The 19,651-nt window shown below is 57.8% G+C and carries 20 protein-coding genes; 2 read left to right on the top strand and 18 right to left on the bottom strand.

Annotation, left to right across the window (positions count from 1 at the left end; all coding sequences use genetic code 11):
* Window positions 1-47: 47 nt before the first annotated feature.
* The 10 genes from APU11_RS07180 to hpaG all read right to left on the bottom strand — a co-directional run bounded on the left by APU11_RS07180 (window position 48) and on the right by hpaG (window position 10,343).
* On the bottom strand, window positions 48-560 hold the full coding sequence (locus APU11_RS07180) for a 4-hydroxyphenylacetate 3-monooxygenase reductase subunit (protein WP_013095446.1): 513 nt from the start codon (window positions 558-560) through the stop codon (window positions 48-50).
* Window positions 561-577: 17 nt separating this feature from the next.
* Window positions 578-2,140 carry a 4-hydroxyphenylacetate 3-monooxygenase, oxygenase component gene (gene hpaB, locus APU11_RS07175; protein ID WP_013095447.1) on the bottom strand — a complete coding sequence of 521 codons (1,563 nt, stop codon included), beginning with the start codon at window positions 2,138-2,140 and terminating at the stop codon, window positions 578-580.
* Window positions 2,141-2,358: 218 nt separating this feature from the next.
* Entirely contained in the window at window positions 2,359-3,249 is an 891-nt protein-coding gene (gene hpaA, locus APU11_RS07170) for a 4-hydroxyphenylacetate catabolism regulatory protein HpaA (protein ID WP_045295466.1), read from the bottom strand.
* Window positions 3,250-3,258: 9 nt separating this feature from the next.
* Window positions 3,259-4,605, bottom strand: a complete 1,347-nt coding sequence (gene hpaX, locus APU11_RS07165) for a 4-hydroxyphenylacetate permease (RefSeq protein ID WP_040020168.1) — start codon at window positions 4,603-4,605, stop codon at window positions 3,259-3,261.
* Window positions 4,606-4,626: 21 nt separating this feature from the next.
* A complete protein-coding gene (hpaI, locus tag APU11_RS07160) occupies window positions 4,627-5,424 on the bottom strand; it encodes a 4-hydroxy-2-oxoheptanedioate aldolase (RefSeq protein WP_038981110.1) in 798 nt (265 codons plus the stop codon).
* A gap of 9 nt (window positions 5,425-5,433) precedes the next feature.
* Window positions 5,434-6,237: a 2-oxo-hept-4-ene-1,7-dioate hydratase gene (gene hpaH, locus APU11_RS07155; RefSeq protein ID WP_038981112.1), complete on the bottom strand. Its 804-nt coding sequence runs from the start codon at window positions 6,235-6,237 to the stop codon at window positions 5,434-5,436.
* A 122-nt stretch (window positions 6,238-6,359) separates the two neighbouring features.
* A complete protein-coding gene (locus tag APU11_RS07150) occupies window positions 6,360-6,740 on the bottom strand; it encodes a 5-carboxymethyl-2-hydroxymuconate Delta-isomerase (protein WP_040020166.1) in 381 nt (126 codons plus the stop codon).
* A gap of 9 nt (window positions 6,741-6,749) precedes the next feature.
* Window positions 6,750-7,601 carry a 3,4-dihydroxyphenylacetate 2,3-dioxygenase gene (hpaD, locus tag APU11_RS07145; RefSeq protein WP_013095453.1) on the bottom strand — a complete coding sequence of 284 codons (852 nt, stop codon included), beginning with the start codon at window positions 7,599-7,601 and terminating at the stop codon, window positions 6,750-6,752.
* Between the two features lies 1 nt (window position 7,602).
* Window positions 7,603-9,069 (bottom strand): 5-carboxymethyl-2-hydroxymuconate semialdehyde dehydrogenase, encoded by a 1,467-nt coding sequence (hpaE, locus tag APU11_RS07140; RefSeq protein WP_013095454.1) that lies wholly within the window; start codon window positions 9,067-9,069, stop codon window positions 7,603-7,605.
* Window positions 9,066-10,343 carry a 4-hydroxyphenylacetate degradation bifunctional isomerase/decarboxylase gene (gene hpaG, locus APU11_RS07135; protein ID WP_013095455.1) on the bottom strand — a complete coding sequence of 426 codons (1,278 nt, stop codon included), beginning with the start codon at window positions 10,341-10,343 and terminating at the stop codon, window positions 9,066-9,068. The genes hpaE and hpaG overlap by 4 nt, the downstream gene beginning before the upstream one ends.
* Before the next feature lie 268 nt (window positions 10,344-10,611).
* On the opposite strand from hpaG, the gene hpaR reads away from it, so the two are divergent.
* Together hpaR and tsr are read left to right on the top strand one after the other, a co-directional pair.
* On the top strand, window positions 10,612-11,052 hold the full coding sequence (gene hpaR, locus APU11_RS07130) for a homoprotocatechuate degradation operon regulator HpaR (RefSeq protein WP_013095456.1): 441 nt from the start codon (window positions 10,612-10,614) through the stop codon (window positions 11,050-11,052).
* 83 nt (window positions 11,053-11,135) lie between these two features.
* Complete coding sequence (gene tsr, locus APU11_RS07125; protein WP_013095457.1) at window positions 11,136-12,800, top strand: methyl-accepting chemotaxis protein; 1,665 nt, start codon at window positions 11,136-11,138, stop codon at window positions 12,798-12,800.
* 70 nt (window positions 12,801-12,870) lie between these two features.
* Here tsr and APU11_RS07120 read toward each other — a convergent pair whose 3' ends face one another.
* The 8 genes from APU11_RS07120 to APU11_RS07085 all read right to left on the bottom strand — a co-directional run bounded on the left by APU11_RS07120 (window position 12,871) and on the right by APU11_RS07085 (window position 19,593).
* Complete coding sequence (locus APU11_RS07120; RefSeq protein WP_045902510.1) at window positions 12,871-13,389, bottom strand: GNAT family N-acetyltransferase; 519 nt, start codon at window positions 13,387-13,389, stop codon at window positions 12,871-12,873.
* Entirely contained in the window at window positions 13,389-15,680 is a 2,292-nt protein-coding gene (opgB, locus tag APU11_RS07115; protein ID WP_058662023.1) for a phosphatidylglycerol--membrane-oligosaccharide glycerophosphotransferase, read from the bottom strand. Before opgB ends, APU11_RS07120 begins: the two co-directional genes overlap by 1 nt.
* A 270-nt stretch (window positions 15,681-15,950) precedes the next feature.
* Complete coding sequence (locus APU11_RS07110) at window positions 15,951-16,433, bottom strand: DUF2501 domain-containing protein (protein WP_013095460.1); 483 nt, start codon at window positions 16,431-16,433, stop codon at window positions 15,951-15,953.
* Between the two features lie 83 nt (window positions 16,434-16,516).
* Window positions 16,517-17,254, bottom strand: a complete 738-nt coding sequence (gene dnaC / locus APU11_RS07105) for a DNA replication protein DnaC (RefSeq protein WP_013095461.1) — start codon at window positions 17,252-17,254, stop codon at window positions 16,517-16,519.
* Window positions 17,251-17,796 (bottom strand): primosomal protein DnaT, encoded by a 546-nt coding sequence (gene dnaT, locus APU11_RS07100; RefSeq protein ID WP_014830554.1) that lies wholly within the window; start codon window positions 17,794-17,796, stop codon window positions 17,251-17,253. The genes dnaC and dnaT overlap by 4 nt, the downstream gene beginning before the upstream one ends.
* Window positions 17,797-17,944: 148 nt before the next feature.
* Window positions 17,945-18,373 (bottom strand): organic hydroperoxide resistance protein, encoded by a 429-nt coding sequence (locus tag APU11_RS07095; protein ID WP_013095463.1) that lies wholly within the window; start codon window positions 18,371-18,373, stop codon window positions 17,945-17,947.
* 84 nt (window positions 18,374-18,457) lie between these two features.
* Window positions 18,458-18,910 carry a MarR family transcriptional regulator gene (locus tag APU11_RS07090; protein ID WP_058651183.1) on the bottom strand — a complete coding sequence of 151 codons (453 nt, stop codon included), beginning with the start codon at window positions 18,908-18,910 and terminating at the stop codon, window positions 18,458-18,460.
* A gap of 41 nt (window positions 18,911-18,951) precedes the next feature.
* Window positions 18,952-19,593, bottom strand: a complete 642-nt coding sequence (locus APU11_RS07085; RefSeq protein WP_029882177.1) for a TetR family transcriptional regulator — start codon at window positions 19,591-19,593, stop codon at window positions 18,952-18,954.
* Window positions 19,594-19,651 lie beyond the last annotated feature (58 nt).

Genomic DNA, 19,651 nt, shown 5'->3' with positions numbered 1-19,651 from the left:
TTTGCAGAAAGGCGCGCTGGCCTCAGGAGGGCCAGCGCGGGAGGGGATCACACGGCTGCTTCCGGCTCCATCATTACCGGGTGGAAACGGCGTTTGAAATAGATCAGGCCGTGGCCCTCTTCACTGAGGATGATATTTTTAATTTCAACAAGATAAACCAGATGCGTGCCGATGGTTTGCACCTGACTTATCTCGCCTTCCAGGCTTGCCAGCGCCCCTTTCAGCACCGGTTGCGCCAGAGGACCTTTCTGCCAACAGGAGAGGGTAAAGCGCTCCTCCATAGCCATCCCGGTCATACCGGCAAAGTGGCGAGCCATGATCTCCTGCTCGTGGTTGAGCACATTCACGCACAGTTTGCCGTTGCCCTGAAACACCGGGTTCATGGCGCTGTTGGCGTTGATACAGACCATGACCGACGGCGGGGAATCCGTTACCGAGCAGACGGCAGTGGCGGTGATCCCGCAGCGTCCGGCATCGCCCGCCGTGGTGATGACATTCACCGCGGCCGACAGGCTGGCCATGGCGTCGCGAAAACGCAGGCGTTGTTCATCTGAATGCATTGAAACCTCCCGCTGCGTTATTTCAGCAGCTTGTCCAGCATGTTGATATCGCTGTTGTTGTGCAGGTGTGGCACCGTCCAGCCGTGTTGGTCGTACTCAGACATGCAGCGGTCGACCATCGCCATCATTTTGTCCATGTTGCCGGAGCTTTGCGCCTGGCGCAGACACTGCAGGCGAATTTCGTCCTGGCTGCCGGAGTAGTTGATCTCATACAGCTCGTGACGGCCGCCAAATTCGCTGCCGATGGCATCCCACATCAGCTTCAAAATCTTGATGCGTTCGACGTGATCCATACCGTTGGAGCCGCGCACGTACTTCGCCAGATACTGATCGATCTGCGGGTTGTTCAGATCCCGTGCGCTGGATGGCAGGTAGATCAGCCCGCTGGTGACGTTGCGTTCGATGATGTTTTTAATCTTCGCGTAGGCCATTGGCGCCATCACGCGATAGGTTTGCAGCGCCGCGTGATCCGGCAGGTACGCACCGTTCACCCACGGCGTGGCTTCGGAACACATGGAGTCGCTCAGCGCCCAGAACATATTGCGCCAGGCGACCACTTCGCCGAGATCTGCCTGCACGCCGCGGAACTCCAGGGTGCCGGTACACTCCAGCGATTTTTTCAGCAGGGCGGTGATGAAGTCGAGCTTCACCGCCAGACGCACGCAGGCCTGCAGCGGGTACATGCGGGCAAAACCGCCTTCCATAGTCCAGCGACGGCAGCGGTCGAAATCGCGGTAGATCAGCACGTTTTCCCATGGGATGAGTACATTATCCATCACCAGGATCGCGTCGTTCTCATCAAAACGGCTGGAGAGCGGGTAGTCGTACGGCGAGCCGGTAGCGCCAGCCACCATCTCGTAGGAGGCGCGGGAGATCAGCTTCACCCCTTCGGCGTCCATTGGCGCGACGAACATCAGCGCAAAGTCCGGGTTTTCGCCCATCACCTGCGCGGAGCCAAAGCCGATCATGTTGTAGTGGGTCAGCGCGGAGTTGGTGGCAACCACTTTGGCGCCGCTGACGATGATCCCGGCGTCGGTCTCTTTTTCCAGCTTGATATAGACGTCTTTCACCTCGTCCGCCGGTTTGTGGCGGTCGATAGGCGGGTTGACGATAGCGTGGTTAAAGTACAGGCCGGTTTCCTGAATGCGGGTATACCAGTTACGGGCATTTTGCTCAAACTGGCCGTAGAAGGCCGGGTTTGCGCCGAGCGCGCAGCCGAACGCGGCTTTGTAGTCCGGCGTGCGGCCCATCCAGCCGTAGCTCAGGCGAGACCACTCGGCGATGGCGTCCCGCTGCTGACGCAGGTCGTCGGCGCTTTTCGCCACGCGGAAGAACTTATGGGTGTAACCGCCGCTGCCGGTGTCGGTGCCCCAGCACAGCGTATCCTGCATGTCCGGTTTGTGCAGCGCGTCGTACATCTGCGCGATGGAGGCCGCCGCATTGCGAAACGCCGGATGGGTGGTGACGTCTTTAACGCGCTCGCCGTAGATATAAATCTCGCGGCCATCCTGCAGGCTTTTTAAATACTCTTCGCCGGTTAACGGGCGTTTGGTATCAGCGCGGAACTCTTCAGGCTTCATAGGGACCTCGTATCGGAATTGGTTTGTTAAATTTATGTTTTGTTTTTGTTGTTTAATTGAAGCGTGAGAGGGGCGGAACGTGAAGGGACGATTGGGACAACGGCAGGTACTTTTCGGGTGAGATGTGGTTTTGTGATCTGTGCGGCTTTTAGGCGGGTGGCGCTACGCTTACCCGCCCTACGGACCGTAGCCCCGGTAAGCGTAGCGCCACCGGGGGATTACGACACCGGTACTTTCTGCGCCCGATACGCGCTGGGCGAGCAGCCCGTCAGGCGATTGAAAAAGCGGGCAAAATAGGCCGGATCCTTAAAGCCCAACTGCCACGCAATCTCGCTGACCGTACTGTCGGAAAAGAGCAACAGCCGTCTGGCTTCGCGCAGCTGGCGGTCGAAGATCAGCCGTTTCGGCGGACGGTTGGCGAAGCGGCGGCAGATATCGGTCAGGCGGGATTCGGTCAGGTGGAGTTCACAGGCGTAGTCCGGCACCGTCCAGTGCTGATGATAGTGGGTGTCAATCAACTGGGTAAAGCGCTGGAACAGTTTTAACTCACCGCGCATGCCGCCTGAAGCGTGGTCGTCGAGCCTGGCGTTACGCAGCAGCAGGGTAAAGACCGCCTGCGCGAGCAGCACCAGGGTATGCTCGCGCCCAGGAAGTTGCCCGGTGGATTCCCTGGCAATCAGCTGCCAGTAGTGCCTGAGCGCCGCCAGCTCGTCGGGCTTATCGGCCAGCGACAGGCAGATTCCCGGCAAGCCAAACGCTTCTCGCGTGCCGGGGTAGAGCACCTCCAGCAGCGGCCAGATGAGATCCTCGCGTACCGTCAGAACGTGGCCATCGCTGTCGGATTCGGTGATAAACGCGTGTGGCACCGACGGCGGGGTAATGACGAACAGCGGAGCCTGTACCGAGTAGCGATGATCGTCGAGCTGGAGTTCTATCTGCCCGGTATCAAGAAAGTGCATCTGAAAATACTGGTCGTGACGATGCGCCTGCATGTCGCGGCCAAAAAAGGCCGCCATGCGGGCGAACGACTGATAGTGCACATCGTCGGTGCCCAGACTTTCGTCGTACTCTTTGCTGATATCGATATTGGCGACGGGGCTCTGGCACATAGCTCCTCCTCAGTGGATCTTCTGTGCCGCCATCCCCGGATCGCGTCCGAGGCTTTCCTGGCGGGTCATTGGGATCCGCGTCAGCACCAGCGCGCCCACCACCAGCAGCCCGGCGACGAACCACAGCCCGGAGCTGAAGCTGCCGGTAGCATCACGCAGAATGCCGATCAGCAGCGGGCTGACGGCGGATCCGACGTTGCCGATAGCGTTGATCACCGCCAGCGCCACCGCACGGGACTGCAGGCTAATAACCTGATCCGGCGTGGTCCAGAATATCGCCATGGCGGTAAACGATCCGGTTGAGGCCATGATGATGCCAAGCAGTTGGATCAGGCTGTGATCGGTGGCCGAGGCCAGCATCCATCCCGCCGCCGCGAAGAGATACGGCAGGATGGTGTGCTTTTTTCGCTCTTTCAGCCTGTCGGAGCGACGGCTCCACCAGATCATGCCGAGGATGGTGCAAAACTGCGGGATCGCCGCCAGCAGGCCGATCACAATGTTGCTGCTGCCGGTGTTGAAGCTTTGCAGGATCTGCGGCGTCCAGATGTTGATCGCACTCAGCGTGTTCGTCAGGCAGAAATAGGCCAGCGTATAGAGCAGTACCGCCGGAGTCAGGACTTCACGCAGCGTTGAACGCGGCGTGGCGGCATGCGCCACCGCCAGCTCTTGCTCACGGGCGATCATGGTTTTCAGCGTTTGCTTTTCTTCATAATCCAGCCAGCTGGCCTGATCCGGGGTGTCGTTAAGGTAGAACCAGGTCACCACGCCGAGCACCACCGACGGCAACCCTTCCAGCAGGAACAGCCACTGCCAGCCTTTCAGGTTCCACAGCCCGTCCATCGCCAGGATGTAGCCGGAAAGAATAGAGCCGAGCATCATGGTTACCGGCATGGCAATCATAAACAGCGCGTTGGCGCGGGCGCGGTGATAGGCCGGGAACCACCAGGTGAGATAGACCAAAATCCCCGGCAGGAAGCCAGCCTCGGCAATGCCCACCAGCATGCGCAGCACATAGAGCGTTTCCGGGCTGGTGGCGAACATGGTGCAGGTGGACGCGATCCCCCACACCACCATGATCCCGGCGATCCAGCGCCGGGCGCCGATCTTCGCCAGCATGATGTTGCTCGGGATCCCGCACAACACGTAGGTGACGTAAAAGAGCGTCGCGGCCAGGCCAAACATCGTGGAGGTGAGGCCCAGATCTTTGCCCATCGTCAGCCCGGCAAAGCCAATGTTGATGCGATCGAGAAACGAGAAGACAAACAGGATAAAGAGAAACACGATCAAACGACGGAACAGCTTATTTATAACGCGATGTTCAACAGCTTTATTATCTTGCAGGGTAGAGGTCGTCATGGTGCGCTCCAGATCTTACGTTTAGTAGACGGATTTATTGTTATTAACTGACGTAACCGGGTGATCGATAAAACGTGCCGCCAGCGCTTCGGCGCTGCGGGCGAGCAGGGTGGTGTCGACGCCGACGGCGACAAACAACGCACCGAGTTCGAGATAACGTTTTGCCAGCTGCTCGTTGGCCATCAGGATGCCGGGCGCTTTGCCGGCGCTCAGGATTTGCGCGATCGCCTGTTCAATGGCCGCCTGCACTTCCGGGTGCTGAGGATTACCGGCAAAGCCCATGTCGGCGCTCAGATCCGCCGGGCCGATAAACACCCCGTCGACGCCGTCCACATCCAGGATCTGCGGCAGGTTTTTTAGCGCCTCGCGGGTTTCGATTTGCACCAGCACGCACATGGCGTCGTTGGCCTGGTGCAGGTAGTCCGGGATGCGGTTCCAGCGCGAGGCCCGCGCCAGGGCGCTGCCCACGCCGCGAATACCCGCAGGCGGATAGCGCGTGGAACGGACCGCCAGACGGGCTTCTTCGGCGTTTTGTACCATCGGTACCAGCAGGGTTTGCGCGCCCACATCCAGCAGCTGTTTGATCTGCACCGGATCGTTCCACGACGGGCGGACGACCGGCTGGCTCGGATAAGGGGCGATGGCCTGCAGCTGGGTTAAGACGGTCTGCACGGTGTTCGGCGCATGTTCGGCGTCAATCAGCAGCCAGTCGAAACCAGCCCCCGCCAGCAGTTCGGCGCTGTAGCTGCTGGTCAGCCCCAGCCATAAACCAATCTGCGGCTTTCCGGCTTTCAGCGCCGTTTTGAATGCGTTTTGCATGGTTATCTCCTAGACAAAGCGGCAACTGATGGAGCCCATGTTGCCGTAGTCCACGTGGAAGGTATCGCCTCTGCTGGCCGCGACCGGACGGGTAAACGAACCGCCGAGGATGATCTGCCCTGGCTCAAGCTGCACGTCGTAGGGGGCAAGTTTGTTGGCCAGCCACGCCACACCGTTAGCCGGGTGGTTGAGCACGCCTGCGGCGACGCCGGTCTCTTCGATCACGCCGTTGCGATAGAGCAGGGCGGAGATCCAGCGCAGATCCAGCTCGTCGGGCTTAATCGGACGGCCGCCGAGGATCACGCCCGCGTTGGCGGCGTTATCGGAGATGGTGTCGAACACCTTGCGCGGGCGCTGGGTTTCCGGGTCAACGTTGTGGCAGCGGGCGTCGATCAGCTCCAGCGCGGGGATCACGTAATCCGTGGCGTTGTAGACGTCGAAGATCGTGCAGTTGGGGCCGCGCAGCGGTTTTGCCAGCACGAAAGCCAGCTCCACCTCAATGCGCGGGACGATAAAGCGATCGACGGGGATGTCGCTGCCGTCGTGGAAGAACATATCGTCCAGCAGCGCACCGTAGTCCGGCTCGCTGATCTGCGAGCTGGCCTGCATCGCTTTTGAGGTGAGGCCGATCTTGTGGCCTTTCAGCACGCGGCCTTCGGCGATTTTCAGGTTCACCCATTCGCGCTGTACGGCGTAGGCGTCTTCAATCGTGATCTCCGGGTACTCCAGCGAGATCGCGCGGATCTGCTCCCGGGACTGCTCCGCCTGATGTAGGCGGTGGGCGATCAGGGTATGGGTGTGTTTGTCGAGCATGGCGATATCCTGTTTTATGTTTGTTTTCTCCCTCTCCCTTTGGGAGAGGGACGGGGTGAGGGCATCGGGCCGCAGAGATTTCCCCTCACCCTAACCCTCTCCCTGTGGGAGAGGGGACGGTATTACTTAAACAACGCGTGTACGTTGTTTTGTTTGTAATTGAGCGTCGGGTGCAGTTCATCGAGCTCAAACGACAGCGCCAGATAGCGGGCGGCCATGAGGTTGGCAAAATGCGCTTTGATCAGCGCAAACAGCATCTCCCCCACGGCCTCGCGGCTCTCCAGGCTGCGCCCGGCGCCAATCTTCAGCGTCATATGCACAAAGGCGTACTCCTGCTTGCCGTCCGCCATCTGCCAGGTATCCAGCCAGTGGGCGCGGCTGCGGATACCGCCGATAGGAAAAATGCCGGTGGCGGCCAGCGCCTCGTTCACTTTGGCGAACAGCCCCGGCAGGTCGGCCTGCTCGCGGATGTTGTCGGTACATTCAGCGATAAAATGCGGCATGGTGGCTCCTTACGCGGGCAGCGGGAAAACGGCGTTAACCTGGCCGGTACCGGAGCTGGCGAACAGCTCGGTGAGGAATTCAACCTTGCCGTCGTATTTGTCCCAGCCGAGCATACCCAGCAGCATCACCGTGTCGTGCATGTTGCCCTCGCCGTAGCAGTAATCGGCGTACTCCGGCAGCATGCTGCAGAACTCTTTGAACTGGCCTTCGCGCCATAGCTTCACCACCCGTTCGTCCATCTGGCGGTCGAACTCGCGGGTGTAGCTGTTCATCCCTTCTTCCGCACGCTGGTCGTCGATAAAGCGGTGCGACAGTGAGCCGCTGGCGAGCACCGCCACGGTGCCATCATACTTTTCGATGGCGCTGACGATGGCCTCGCCCAGCCTGCGGCTGTCGGCGAAGTCGTGAACCGTGCAGAACGCCGAGATGGAGACCACTTTGAAGTGCTTATCCGCGTTCATGTAGCGCATCGGCACCAGCGTGCCGTACTCCAGCTTCAGGCTCGGGATGTTGTGCGCTTTGGCGCGCACGCCAAGCTTGACCGCCTCGTCGGCGATCAACTGCCCGAGCTCCGGGTTGCCGTCGTAGTCGTAGGTCATGTCGCGGATAAAGTGCGGCAGCTCGTTACTGGTGTAGATGCCTGAAAAATGGTCCGCACAGTTGATGTGATAGGCGCTGTTCACCAGCCAGTGGGTGTCGAAGACGATGATGGTGTCGACGCCCAGCTCGCGGCAGCGCTTGCCGATCTCTTTGTGCCCGTCGATGGCCCCCTGACGGCAGCCGTGGTTTTTACCCGGCAGCTCAGAGAGATACATTGACGGTACGTGCGTGATTTTTGCCGCTAACGCTAACTTTCCCATTTTAGATCCCCCATTTTGGAATCGGATGGTCGCCCATGGAGATGCAGACGTTCTTCATCTCCGCGAACACCTCAAAGCTGTACTCGCCGCCTTCGCGCCCGGTGCCGGAGGCCTTCACGCCGCCAAACGGCTGGCGCAGATCGCGCACGTTCTGGGTATTCACGAACACCATGCCCGCTTCGATATTGCGCGCCAGACGCAGCACTTTGCTGACGTCCTGGGTCCAGATGTACGACGCCAGGCCGTACTCCACGTCGTTGGCCAGGCGTAGCCCTTCCGCTTCGTCCTTGAACGGCAGCAGGCATGCTACCGGGCCGAAGATCTCCTCCTGCGCCACGCGCATGCGGTTGTCGACATCCGCCAGCACCGTCGGGCGCAGGAAGTTACCGCCTTTCAGGTGCGCAGGCAGGTCGGCCGGTTTGTCCGGGCCGCCCGCCAGCAGGGTCGCGCCCTCCTCAATGCCCAGGCGGATATAGCCGGAGACTTTCTCCCAGTGCTGTTGGCTAATCAGTGCGCCAATCTGGGTGTTCGGATCGGTCGGATCGCCCACGCGCAGGCGGTTGGCGCGCTCGGCGAAGCGTTTGACGAATTCCGGGTAGATGCTCTGCTGGATGAAAATGCGCGAGCCCGCGGTGCAGCGCTCGCCGTTGATGGAGAAGATGGTGAACAGGGCGGCGTCCAGCGCGCGCTCAATGTCGGCATCTTCAAAAATCAGTACCGGGGATTTGCCGCCCAGCTCCATGGAGTATTTCTTCAGCCCGGCGTTTTTCATGATATTGCGCCCGGTGGCGGTGCCGCCGGTGAAGGAGACGGCCCGCACGTCGTGATGGCGCACCAGCGCATCGCCTGCCGTGGCGCCATAGCCCTGCACCACGTTCAGCACGCCCGCCGGAATACCCGCCTCCAGCGCCAGTTCGCCCAGACGGTCGGCGGTCAGCGGCGAGAGTTCAGACATCTTCAGCACGGCGGTATTCCCCAACGCCAGGCATGGGGCGACCTTCCAGGTGGCGGTCATAAACGGCACGTTCCACGGCGACACCAGCGCGCAGACGCCCACCGGCTGCACCAGGGTGTAGTTCAGCATCTTGTCGTCAACCGGGTAGGTTTTGCCGTTCATCTGCTGGCACACTTCGGCGAAGAACTCAAAGTTGTGCGAGGCGCGCGGGATAAGCACGTTTTTGGTCTGGTGGATGGGCAGGCCGGTGTCGGCGGTTTCCATCGCGGCAATGTCCGGCACGTTCTGGTCAATCAGATCGCCCAGGCGACGCATCAGACGCGCACGCTCTTTCATCGGCAGGTTGGCCCACTTTGGGAAAGCCTCTTTTGCTGCCGCCACGGCCTGATGGATTTCCGCTTCCCCGCCGGCGGCGACTTCTGCCAGCACCTCGCCGGAGGCCGGATTGGTGGTGTGGAAGTAGTCGCTTCCCGCCACGTTTTTGCCGTTGATCCAGTGGTTAATCTTTTTCATTTTGCCGTCTCCTCACTCACAATCCGGTTTACCAGGCGACCCACGCCTTCCACTTCCACCACCACTTCATCCCCCGGTACCACGTCGGACAGTCCTTTTGGCGTGCCGGTGGCGATCATGTCGCCCGGCTGCAGAGTCATGAATTCGCTCAGGTATGCAATCAGGTATGGGATGCTGAAGATCAGATCCGCCGTGGTCCCTTCCTGACGTAATTCACCGTTGACGAAGGTGCGCAGGGTTAAGTTATGCGGATCGGGAATGGCTGCTTTTGGCACGATGTTGGGGCTGATGGGGGTTAACCCGTCGCGGCTTTTGACCCGCAGATTCGGGCGGTAGTAATTTTCGAGATAGTCGCGAATGGCGTAGTCGTTACAGACCGTGTAGCCCGCAACAAAATCCATCGCCTCGGCTTCACTGACCTTACGCGCGGTTTTGCCGATGACCACCACCAGCTCCGCCTCGTAGTGCATGTACTCAACGTTGTCCGGGCGTACCGAGGTCTGGTTGTCGCCGTTGAAGGTATTGGGCGCTTTGATAAATACCAGCGGCTCGGTCGGTGGCGTGAATGCCAGCTCGCTGGCGTGATCGGCGTAGTTCAGGCCGAGGGCGAACAGCGTGGGGTGAGGGTGCGCGCCCTGAGCCATCGCCACGTCGCGTTCATCCACCACCGGGTTTTCCAGTGCCGGGAACCCTTCCGCCAGAATGCGTACCCGATCGCCCGGGCGGATCTCGACGCGGCTTTGCGGCGTGCCGAGCAAGATCGCATCGCCCGGATTCAGGGTCGCGAACTCGCTCAGGGCGCTCAGCAGTTCGGCGGCGTTGCGCTGTAGCCCGGCGGTGTTCCAGTGGTCCGCTTCGCGGCCGTTGATTTCGGTGATGATAGTCAGGTTATCCACGTTGTCGACGGCGACCAGCTCACCCAGCGGACAAAACCCGTCCCGGCATTTGGCTTTGATTGCCGGACGATAAAAGCTCTCTTCCGGCAGGCTTACCTCGTTGGCCAGCGCGTATCCGGCGATGTAGGCCGCCGCATCCTCGACGCGAACTTTGCTGGCCGTTTTGCCCACCACCAGCGCGACGGTTGCGCCGCTCAGCACCGTCTCACCCTGCGGGAACGGGATGGGTTCACCTGCGCGGATCACCGTGTTGTGTGGCTTGATAAACCACACCGCGGTTTTCGGCGGGGTGTTGTAAGGGGCTTTTTCAAACGCCTCAGCCCAGGCGTCGCGCTGGCTTTGGTGGTTCAGCGCCACGGCAAAAACGGTACCTTTCATTGACATACTCCTCAGGCCGGAACGCCGGCGTTGATTTTGTTAATATGTTAATGATCTGGTTTTATGCTTTTGCTGATTATTTCGCAATCAGAAGTGAAATATTTGTGATATGAATAACAATAAATTTACACTTTCGTTTAAAATGATATATTTATCATCGTGTTAATAAAGTGCTGTTGTTTCTGTTAGACTTTTCGATGGTCAAAAAGCAGTTGATTAAAACAGCGATTTTGAATTGTTTACTTGTTAACAATAAGCGGGAGTGGCTATGCATGATTCTTTAACTATCGCCCTGTTGCAGGCGCGGGAAGCGGCAATGTCCTACTTCCGACCAATTGTGAAGCGGCATAACCTGACCGAGCAGCAGTGGCGCATTGTGCGCGTACTGGCTGAACATCCCTCGATGGATTTTCACGATCTGGCGTTTCGGACCTGCATATTGCGCCCGAGCCTGACGGGCATTCTGACGCGCATGGAGCGCGACGGTCTGGTGCTGCGCTTAAAACCGGTCAATGACCAGCGCAAACTGTACGTGTCGCTGACCAAAGAGGGCAACGCGCTGTACGAGCACGCTCAGGCGCAGGTGGAAGAGGCGTACCAGCAAATAGAGGCGGAATATACGCCGGAGAAGATGAAACAGCTGACGGCGCTGCTTGAGGAGTTTATCGCGCTGGGAAACCGCCATAACGCAGCGCGTGACGAAGAGTAAAAACCACAAATTAAAGGATGATTTTCGTAAAGTTTTCCCTTTCCAGGCCGAAAATTCTGTATCTGTCTGAAGGAAGAGAAAACATGTTAAACCGTATCAAGATTGTCACCAGCTTAATGCTGGTTTTAGCGATATTTGGCCTTTTACAACTGACCTCCGGTGGTCTTTTCTTCAATGCCCTGAAGCATGACAAAGAGAATTTCACCGTCCTGCAAACCATTCGCCAGCAACAATCCACGCTGAACGCCAGCTGGGTGGCGTTGCTGCAAACCCGTAACACCCTGAACCGCGCGGGCATCCGCTACATGATGGATCAGAACAATATCGGTAGCGGCGCGACCGTGAACGATCTGATGCAAATTGCCTCTGTGTCATTGAAACAGGCGGAAAAAAACTGGGCCGCCTACGAAGCCCTGCCGCGCGATCCGCGTCAGAGCGACGCTGAAGCGATGGAAATTAAGCGTAACTACGATATTTATCACGGCGCGCTGGCGGAGCTGATTCAGCTGCTGGGGGCAGGCAAAATTAACGCTTTCTTCGATCAGCCTACCCAGAGCTATCAGGATGGTTTTGAGAAGCAGTATGTGAACTACCTGCTGCAGAACGATAAGCTGTATCAGATGGCGGTGGAAAACAGCAACAGCTCTTACAGCCAGGCGATCTGGGTGCTGATCAGCGTGCTGATGGTTGTGCTGGTGGTCATCGTGGGCGTGTGGCTGGGTATCAAGCAGGCGCTGATCTCTCCGCTGACCCGTCTCATCGACAACATCCGCCATATCGCCAGCGGCGATCTGGTGAAGCGCATTGAAGTGGAAGGCGCTAACGAGATGGGTGAGCTGGCCGACTCGCTGCGTCATATGCAGAGCGAACTGGTGCGTACCGTTGGTGACGTGCGTAACGGCGCAAACGCCATCTACAGCGGCGCGAGCGAAATCGCGATGGGCAATAACGATCTCTCTTCCCGTACGGAACAGCAGGCCGCTTCCCTGGAAGAGACCGCAGCCAGCATGGAGCAGCTGACGGCGACCGTGAAGCAGAACGCCGAGAATGCCCGCCAGGCGAGCAACCTGGCGCTGAGTGCGTCTGAAACCGCACAGAAGGGCGGGAAAGTGGTGGATAACGTGGTGCAAACCATGCGCGACATCGCGGGCAGTTCGCAGAAAATCGCCGATATTATCAGCGTGATTGACGGTATTGCCTTCCAGACCAACATTCTGGCACTGAACGCGGCGGTTGAAGCTGCACGTGCGGGTGAGCAGGGTCGCGGATTCGCCGTCGTGGCAGGTGAAGTACGTAACCTGGCCCAGCGCAGTGCCCAGGCTGCCCGTGAGATCAAGAGCCTGATTGAAGACTCCGTCGGTCGTGTGGAAGTGGGCTCAACGCTGGTGGAAAGCGCCGGTGAAACGATGGGTGAAATCGTTAATGCGGTGACCCGCGTGACCGATATCATGGGCGAAATCGCCTCTGCCTCTGATGAGCAGAGCCGCGGTATCGATCAGGTTGGTCTGGCGGTGGCGGAGATGGATCGCGTGACTCAGCAGAACGCCTCGCTGGTGGAAGAGTCTGCTGCTGCCGCTGCGGCGCTGGAAGAGCAGGCGAGCCGCCTGACGCAGGCCGTCGCGGTGTTCCGTATTCAGCAGGAGCAGATGAAAGCACGTGAGTTTGCCGCTGCCAAAAGCGTTGCTGCACCGGTGGTGATGCGTAAACCGGCGACCGCGGATGCGGGCGATAACTGGGAAACCTTCTAACGCTGTGTGATGCCGGGTGGCGGCTACGCCTTACCCGGCCTACGCAATGGCGGTGCGCCACCGGGCGATATTACAGAGGCAGGCGCATGGCACAGCGAGCGTCATACGCTAAACCGTGCGCCGTCTCTTCTTCGCGTTTTTCACGCAGTTCAGGCGTCAGCGTCGTTATCATTTCAAACCCCAGCCGCGCATAGAACGGCGCATTCCACGGCACGTCCCGGAAGGTTGTCAGCGTCAGCGATGCCAGCCCCCTTTTGCGGGCCTGGTAAGCGACACAGGCGATGAGCCGTCGGCCGATCCCTTTTCCCTGCCAGTCCAGATGCACCGAAAGCTCCACGATGAACAGCGACGAAGCATGCAATTCTGCGAGGATAAAACCGACCGGCTGGTCGTTGGCCAGCGCCAGCCAGCTCAGTCCGCGTTCGGCGTAGTCGAGATGCTGCTCAGCGGAAATGACCTCGCCCTCTGCAAGCCAGGCGAGTTCCGGGTAATCCCGGAAACGCTCGCCCGCCGCGCGTTCTATGGCGGGCAGGGCGGTGACGTCACCGGGGCGTGTTGGGCGAACGGTGATGTTAAGGCCGACACGCATTAGCCTGCGTTACCCACGATTTTAATTTCGACCATGCCAATCCCGAGCTCGCGCGGTGAGTGGCCGAGAATATTGCCTTCATTGGTGGATTGCGGCTCTGGCGGCACAATCACCAGGGTATTACTCCGTGAAGGATTATCGAAATGCAGCGTGGTGGTGCTGACTTCGTTGCCAAGGGTCAGCGTTTGCTCGCTGTCGCCCACGCGTACCGGAACAGGGCGGTTAGCATTAGCGCCATACGCTTTGGCGGTGATCACCAGGTCGAATTTCTGCGGCAAGGGGTGGGCATACTCAATTTTTACCTCATTGCCCAGCTGTGCGTTGGACCAGCGTCCCCAGGACTCCGGACGAGAGATACCGCTGAACTGTTTAACCTCTTCCGGCGCACCGGCGACGTTGAAGATAAAGCTGTCCGCTTTATAACGAATATCGTTGTCGACGATTTTCAGCATATCAATGTTGCGCTGATAGCGGGCGGTATCGATAACCGTATCCCTGAAGGCGGTTTTGCCCTTCCATACTGGCTTGTCCACGTGCTGCACGGTTTGCTCCCCGCCAAGCTGCCCCTGAGAGACGCACCAGTCCGTCGACAGCGCCAGCGGCGGCGACCAGAGCTGGCCCATTTTGTAGCACTTATCGACCCAGACAAAGTTATCTCGCGGGGCAAACTCCGCCAGCTGGAAGCGCAGCGGCGCCGAGTATTCGCTTTCGGGCAGCGGCTCAACGCGGTTATCTGACACGCGCAGCAGCAGCGGCAGCCGGAAGTGGCTGCCTGAGAAGGCGATCGTTTTTTTATCCTGATCGATAGTAAAGTCTTTCATCTCTTTCGGGAAGTTCCACAGACGAATGATATCCGGCTTCCAGGCGAGGATTTTTTCCTTCATGTTGAGGAACACTTCGGACAGCGATTGTCCCGACAGCGTGCTGCGGCCCAGGCCAATAAAGTTGTCACCGCCAAGAATATCCAGCACCGTGGCGCCGTTATCCATCGAATTACGCTTGGTGGCGATTACCTCCTGCTGCGGTGTGTCGCCGCGCAGAACGAAGAACAGGTTGCTGCGATCCTGTTTGTTCAGCTGATCCCACGCGCTGTTTTTCATCGCCAGATGGTCTGAAGAGACCACGATCACCGTGTTTTTGAACCAGGGTGAGGTTTTGATTTTCTGAACAAGGGCGGCGATATGCTCCTGGCTACAGGTGACGGCGCTGAAGGATTTATTATCTTTGCCGTCAATGTCGTAGCGTTTGCGCTTGCAGGTGCGCGAGACGAAACCGTCAGGATGGTGAGTATCTACCGTCAGGGCAAAGAGGGAGAAGCGTTTCCCGGCGCGGGACAGTTCTTCGAATTTTTTCCAGGTCTCCTCCAGCACGGTATCGTCGTAGAAGCCCCAGTCGTTGCGGTAAGTGGGGTCGGCGACGGTCGTTTTTAACTCTTCTGAGCCGTACAGATGATCAAACCCGTGTGATTTCAGGAACACATCTTTCCCGGCAAAGCGCAGGTTGGCCCCCTGGACAAAATAGTTCTCGTAACCGGAGTTTTTCAGGATGTCGCCCAGGCAGATATTCTGCGGGAAGAAGCTCGACATTGAAGCTGAGGCGTTGCCTTCAAAGGGGGCAAACAGAGGAATGCCGCACTGGGAGGCAACCATTCCGGCAATGGTGTAGTCGGTGCCGGGCAGCTGCATGGTGTGACTGAAGTCGAGGCCTTCGTTTTTCAGCGCGCCCAGATCCGGCGTCAGGTTCGGGAAGGCGTCGTTATCGAAATAGGTCCTCTCCAGACTCTCACCGTAGATGTACACCAGATTAAGCTTCGGGTTGGCTATCGTTTTCGATGGCTCTTTATAGTACGCCACGAAATCCGGGTCACCGTCGCGCGACTGGGATTTCACCAGCTCGGTGATCTGATGAAATGCCGGGCTGGCATCCACGGAGGCCAGCGCAAGGAAAAGCGCCAGCAGGCTGTAGCCATGGTGGTGCGGAAGATGACGGCGGCGGCGCAGCACCCAGGCGAGCGCGCCAAAAATGGTCACCAGCGCCAGCACCAGGCCCAGACCGGGGAGGATATATTTACCCACGCCCGCGCCCGTCAGGCTATTGGTCAGGGTGTAGAGCACCGCATCGTTTATCCCGTCTCCGGTAAAGTAATCGCTGGCGTAGAGCGTAATGTTTAAAACAATAAAAATGCCGAGCACCACCAGCGTGGCGATAAACCACCAGGTGTTACGGCCAGCTTTCCAGGCGTAAACGCCGATGGAGGCCAGAAAAAGGGCAAGGGACATTAACTCTGACAACAGCATATCCTCATGACGCCAGGTGCTTCGCTGGCTAATTGATTATTTTTTGGGTAATACAATGTAATGGTGATGTCGCTAAGCTGCAATTTTAGTGTCACGAAAGTGTGCCGTTGTTAGGAATTGGTTTAGAAAATCGTTTTTTTGAAGGCGGTCGCATCCTGCTGTACGGATGCTGAGACGAGGGCAGAAGGGGAAAATGCCGGTTTCACGCCGCGTTGCAAGACTAACGTATTAAACGCGGCGTGTTGTGGCAGGAAATGGGGCCGATCAGGAGATGAAATTAACGCCTTGTTTCAGCACCAGATCGCAGGCTTTGGTTTTCACCTGTTTCGCCAGAGATGAGTTGCCAAGGGTGCTCAGATTCAGCTGCTGACCATTTTGCGCGTTCAGCAGACCCTGAATGCCGTCCATGTAGTTGGTGTCGGCTTTCTGCTCCTGGGTGTCCAGACCCAGCTTGCCGAGCACCTGGTTTTTCACATTTTGCGCATCGGTCACGGAAGCCAGTTTTTGTTTCGCACAGTATTCCAGGATGCCTGCTGCGTTGTTCATGGTGCCGGCACTCAGACTCTGGGAGCTATTGCCCAGCAGGCTGGTGAGGGAAGAGGCTGACAGCCCGCCCTGAGTGCTGCCGCTCTCTTTGGTGAGTTCGCTGGCGGCGCTGGAGAGGGACTCCTGCCATGACGCGGCATGGGCCATGCCGGTGACCAGCAGGGCGCCTAAAAGTGTGCTGAAAAGAATCTGTTTTTTCATAATGGCTTTCTCAAAAAGGTCCGTTTTGGGCCGGAAGCGGTCCAGTATATACCTCCGCTCCGGCGGCGATTCCTGGAACTGTCTTAATACTCTTTACCGGTGACGCGGCTGCGATAGCTTTCCCAGTCAAAGATGACGTAGAGGCTGTTGCCCAGCTTCATGCGATCCATCACGCGCTCGCCCAGTAAGCGGGTCATCTCGTCGATATTGTGGTTGGTCAGCATGCCGGTGGGACGCTTGGAAGAAGAGCGGCGATCGACAATCTGGTTAATGATCACCTTTTCATAGCGGGATTCGGTTTGAACACCGATCTCGTCAATAACCAGCAAATCCACATTGCTCAGATCGTTAAGCAACTGCTCTTCGCTGGTTTCACGGTTGCTGAAGGTGTCTTTCATGGCAGACATGATATCGGCCACGGTAATGATTAACACCGATTTCCCACGCAGAAGCAGTTCGTTGCAGATGGCGGCGGCCAGGTGATTTTTACCGGTGCCGGGCTTACCGCTGAAGATAAAGCTGGCGATGTTGCCGTCGAATTCGTCCACGTACTGCCGGGCGGCGGCCAGGGCGTTCATCTGCCCGTTGGTCTCAATTTTATAGTTATCGAATGAGCAGTTCTGATGCAGGGGGCGAATACCGGAGCGGTTAAAGGTACGCTGCATTTTCATCGCCCGGTTTTCACGGGCGAGGGCGGCAGCGCGGATCTCACCCTGTTCTTTTTGCCACGCCAGAAGTTCTTCACCCGTTGTGAAGGCAGGCTTCACATTGGCTGGCATCATCTTTTGCAGTCGTTTCATCAGGTCGCCGACGTTTTTCATTTCGCACCTCGGAATCCATTAGGGATCTGTTTATCCGGTTCTGAAAAAGCGTTGATATCGCGTTTTGGCTGGCCGTTATTGCTGGCGCGGTTAATTTGCAGATGGCGGGCGAGCTTTTGCTGCCACTGAATGTGGGTGAAGACTTTGCCTTCTGCCTGCCACCAGGCAATAAAGGCGGCAAGCTCCTCAGGGGTAGCCGGTTGCGTCAGCGCAATGCCCCACAATGCCGCCTGCCGCTGAAAATCCACATCCGGATGCCAGCCCGCGTACAGGGCAAATTTCCCCATCGGCACCGTGACGGGGGCGTTACCCGGCTCTTCAAAGAACTGGTTATCGAGCGTGACGTCACTTGCCGGGCGCGACAACCGCGCTTCTATCTCCAGAAGCTGCGCCAGACGCTCCGGGGTGAGGGCGTAAAACGCCGGGGCGTTATCGGCCAACACTGCAAGCGTGCCGCCTTCGGCGTGCGTCAACACACCGCGGGGATCGCGCATAAAGGCATCAATACCAGCAATGCTGGTGGTCAGAATTCTGGAGGACATAACGCTTTCTCTACTGATTACTACGGGCGTGATATGGGCTTATGGTAGCACAGAGAGGATGAGGGAATGGAGGGGATTTCCCCGGTGGCGCTGCGCTTACCGGGGCTACAGTCGTAGGCCTGATAAGCGCAGCGCCATCAGGCATTTATCACGCGATGATATTCAGGGTCACGTCGATGTTGCCGCGGGTCGCGTTAGAGTACGGGCACACAATGTGCGCGGCATCCACCAGTTTTTTGGCTTCTGCAGGATCCATGCCTTCAACGTGAATGTTCAGTTTGGCTTCGATACCAAAACCGGTTGGCAGTGGACCAATGCCCACTTCACCTTCAATGAAGGCCTCTTTTGGCAGCGTAAATTTGTCGCGTGCAGCCACAAATTTCATCGCCCCCAGGAAACAGGCAGAGTAGCCGGCAGCAAACAGCTGTTCAGGGTTGGTCACTTCGCCCCCCATGCCGCCCATCTCTTTTGGCACACCCAGTTTGACGTCCAGGACGCCATCGGAAGAGGTTGCGCGGCCGTCACGGCCTCCGGTCGCTTTTGCTTTGGCAGTGTAGACAACTTTTTCTAAAGACATGGCAGGTTCCTCATCTTACGTTAGTGTGTGCTATTAAATAGCACACGATTTATTTGGGTAAATAAATACGCGTAAAGTATAGCCTTACGCGTGATGTAACTGATGTCGCAAAAGTTCAAGCTGCTGCTTGAGTGCCAGCATGGTGTCAGTGTCACATTGCGCTGCGCATCCCACCGCGTGGGGGATCCCGGAGGCCTGCTGCTGCAGCTCACGTCCCGCATCGCTCAGCGTGACGGCGACCTGGCGTTCATCTTTACGCGAACGCTGACGGTTGATCAGCCCGGCGCTTTCCAGACGCTTCAACAGCGGCGTCAGGGTAGCAGAGTCAAGGAACAGCCGCTCACCGATGTCCGACACCGTAATGTCATCCTGCTCCCACAGTACCAGCATCACCAGGTATTGCGGGTAGGTCAGGTTCAGCGGTGCCAGCAGTTGCCGGTACAGCTTGTTAAGCGCCAGGTTTGCCGAATAGAGGGCAAAACAGAGCTGGTTATCCAGCAGAAGCGCGTTGATGGTGTCGTTCGTTTTTGCGTTCATGAGTTGAATATAGATAGTGCGCGATATAATTGCAAGCAATTTTATGGGCAGGTATAACGAAGCGCCACCTGAACGGCCATTTTCCGGTAGTGCTGGCGCTGAGCCTGCTCGTCTGCTCCCTCTTCAAACAGCAGCGTAAAGGTGTAGCTGTTGGCAACATAGTGGAAGCTGAAGCTGCTGATCAGGCGGTGAAGATCCCGCGGGTCAACCGACTGGCTGAACAACTGCTTTTCTTTTCCGCGCCGCAGGATATCGTCGAGCAGGTCGAGCGCGCTGCGGTTGACCTGGCGCAGGTAGCTGGATTGCTGCATAAAGCGACCACGCTGCATGTTCTCCATGCAGATAATACGAATGTAATCCGGGTGGTCTGCGTGGTAGTCAAAGGTGGCTTCCACCAGGTGCACCAGCGCTTCAACCGGCGGTATCTCTGCAAGGCTGAGCGCTTTTTCACTGGCGCGGATCCGGGTGTAGACGTACTCAAGAACGAGAAGGTACAGATTTTCTTTGTTCTTAAAATGGTAAACCACCATCCGTTTAGTGGTGCCTGCTTTCTCTGCGATCTGCTCCATGCGGGCGCCGTTCAACCCATATTCGGCAAAAAGGGCGATAGCGCTCTGAAAGATTTTTTCCTTCAGGCTGGATTCTTCACTGTGCTCAGGGAGTTCGCTGCCAGGGTTTGCCACATCCTTTCCTTATCGTCACTAAACGGAATAGAAAGATTATCCCCATGGCAGCGAAATA

The sequence above is a fragment of the Enterobacter sp. 50793107 genome, assembly GCF_001463365.1.
GTDB classification, from domain to species: domain Bacteria; phylum Pseudomonadota; class Gammaproteobacteria; order Enterobacterales; family Enterobacteriaceae; genus Enterobacter; species Enterobacter cloacae.
The sequence above is the reverse complement of the archived record's forward strand: the minus strand, read 5'-3'. Positions and strand labels throughout refer to the sequence as shown.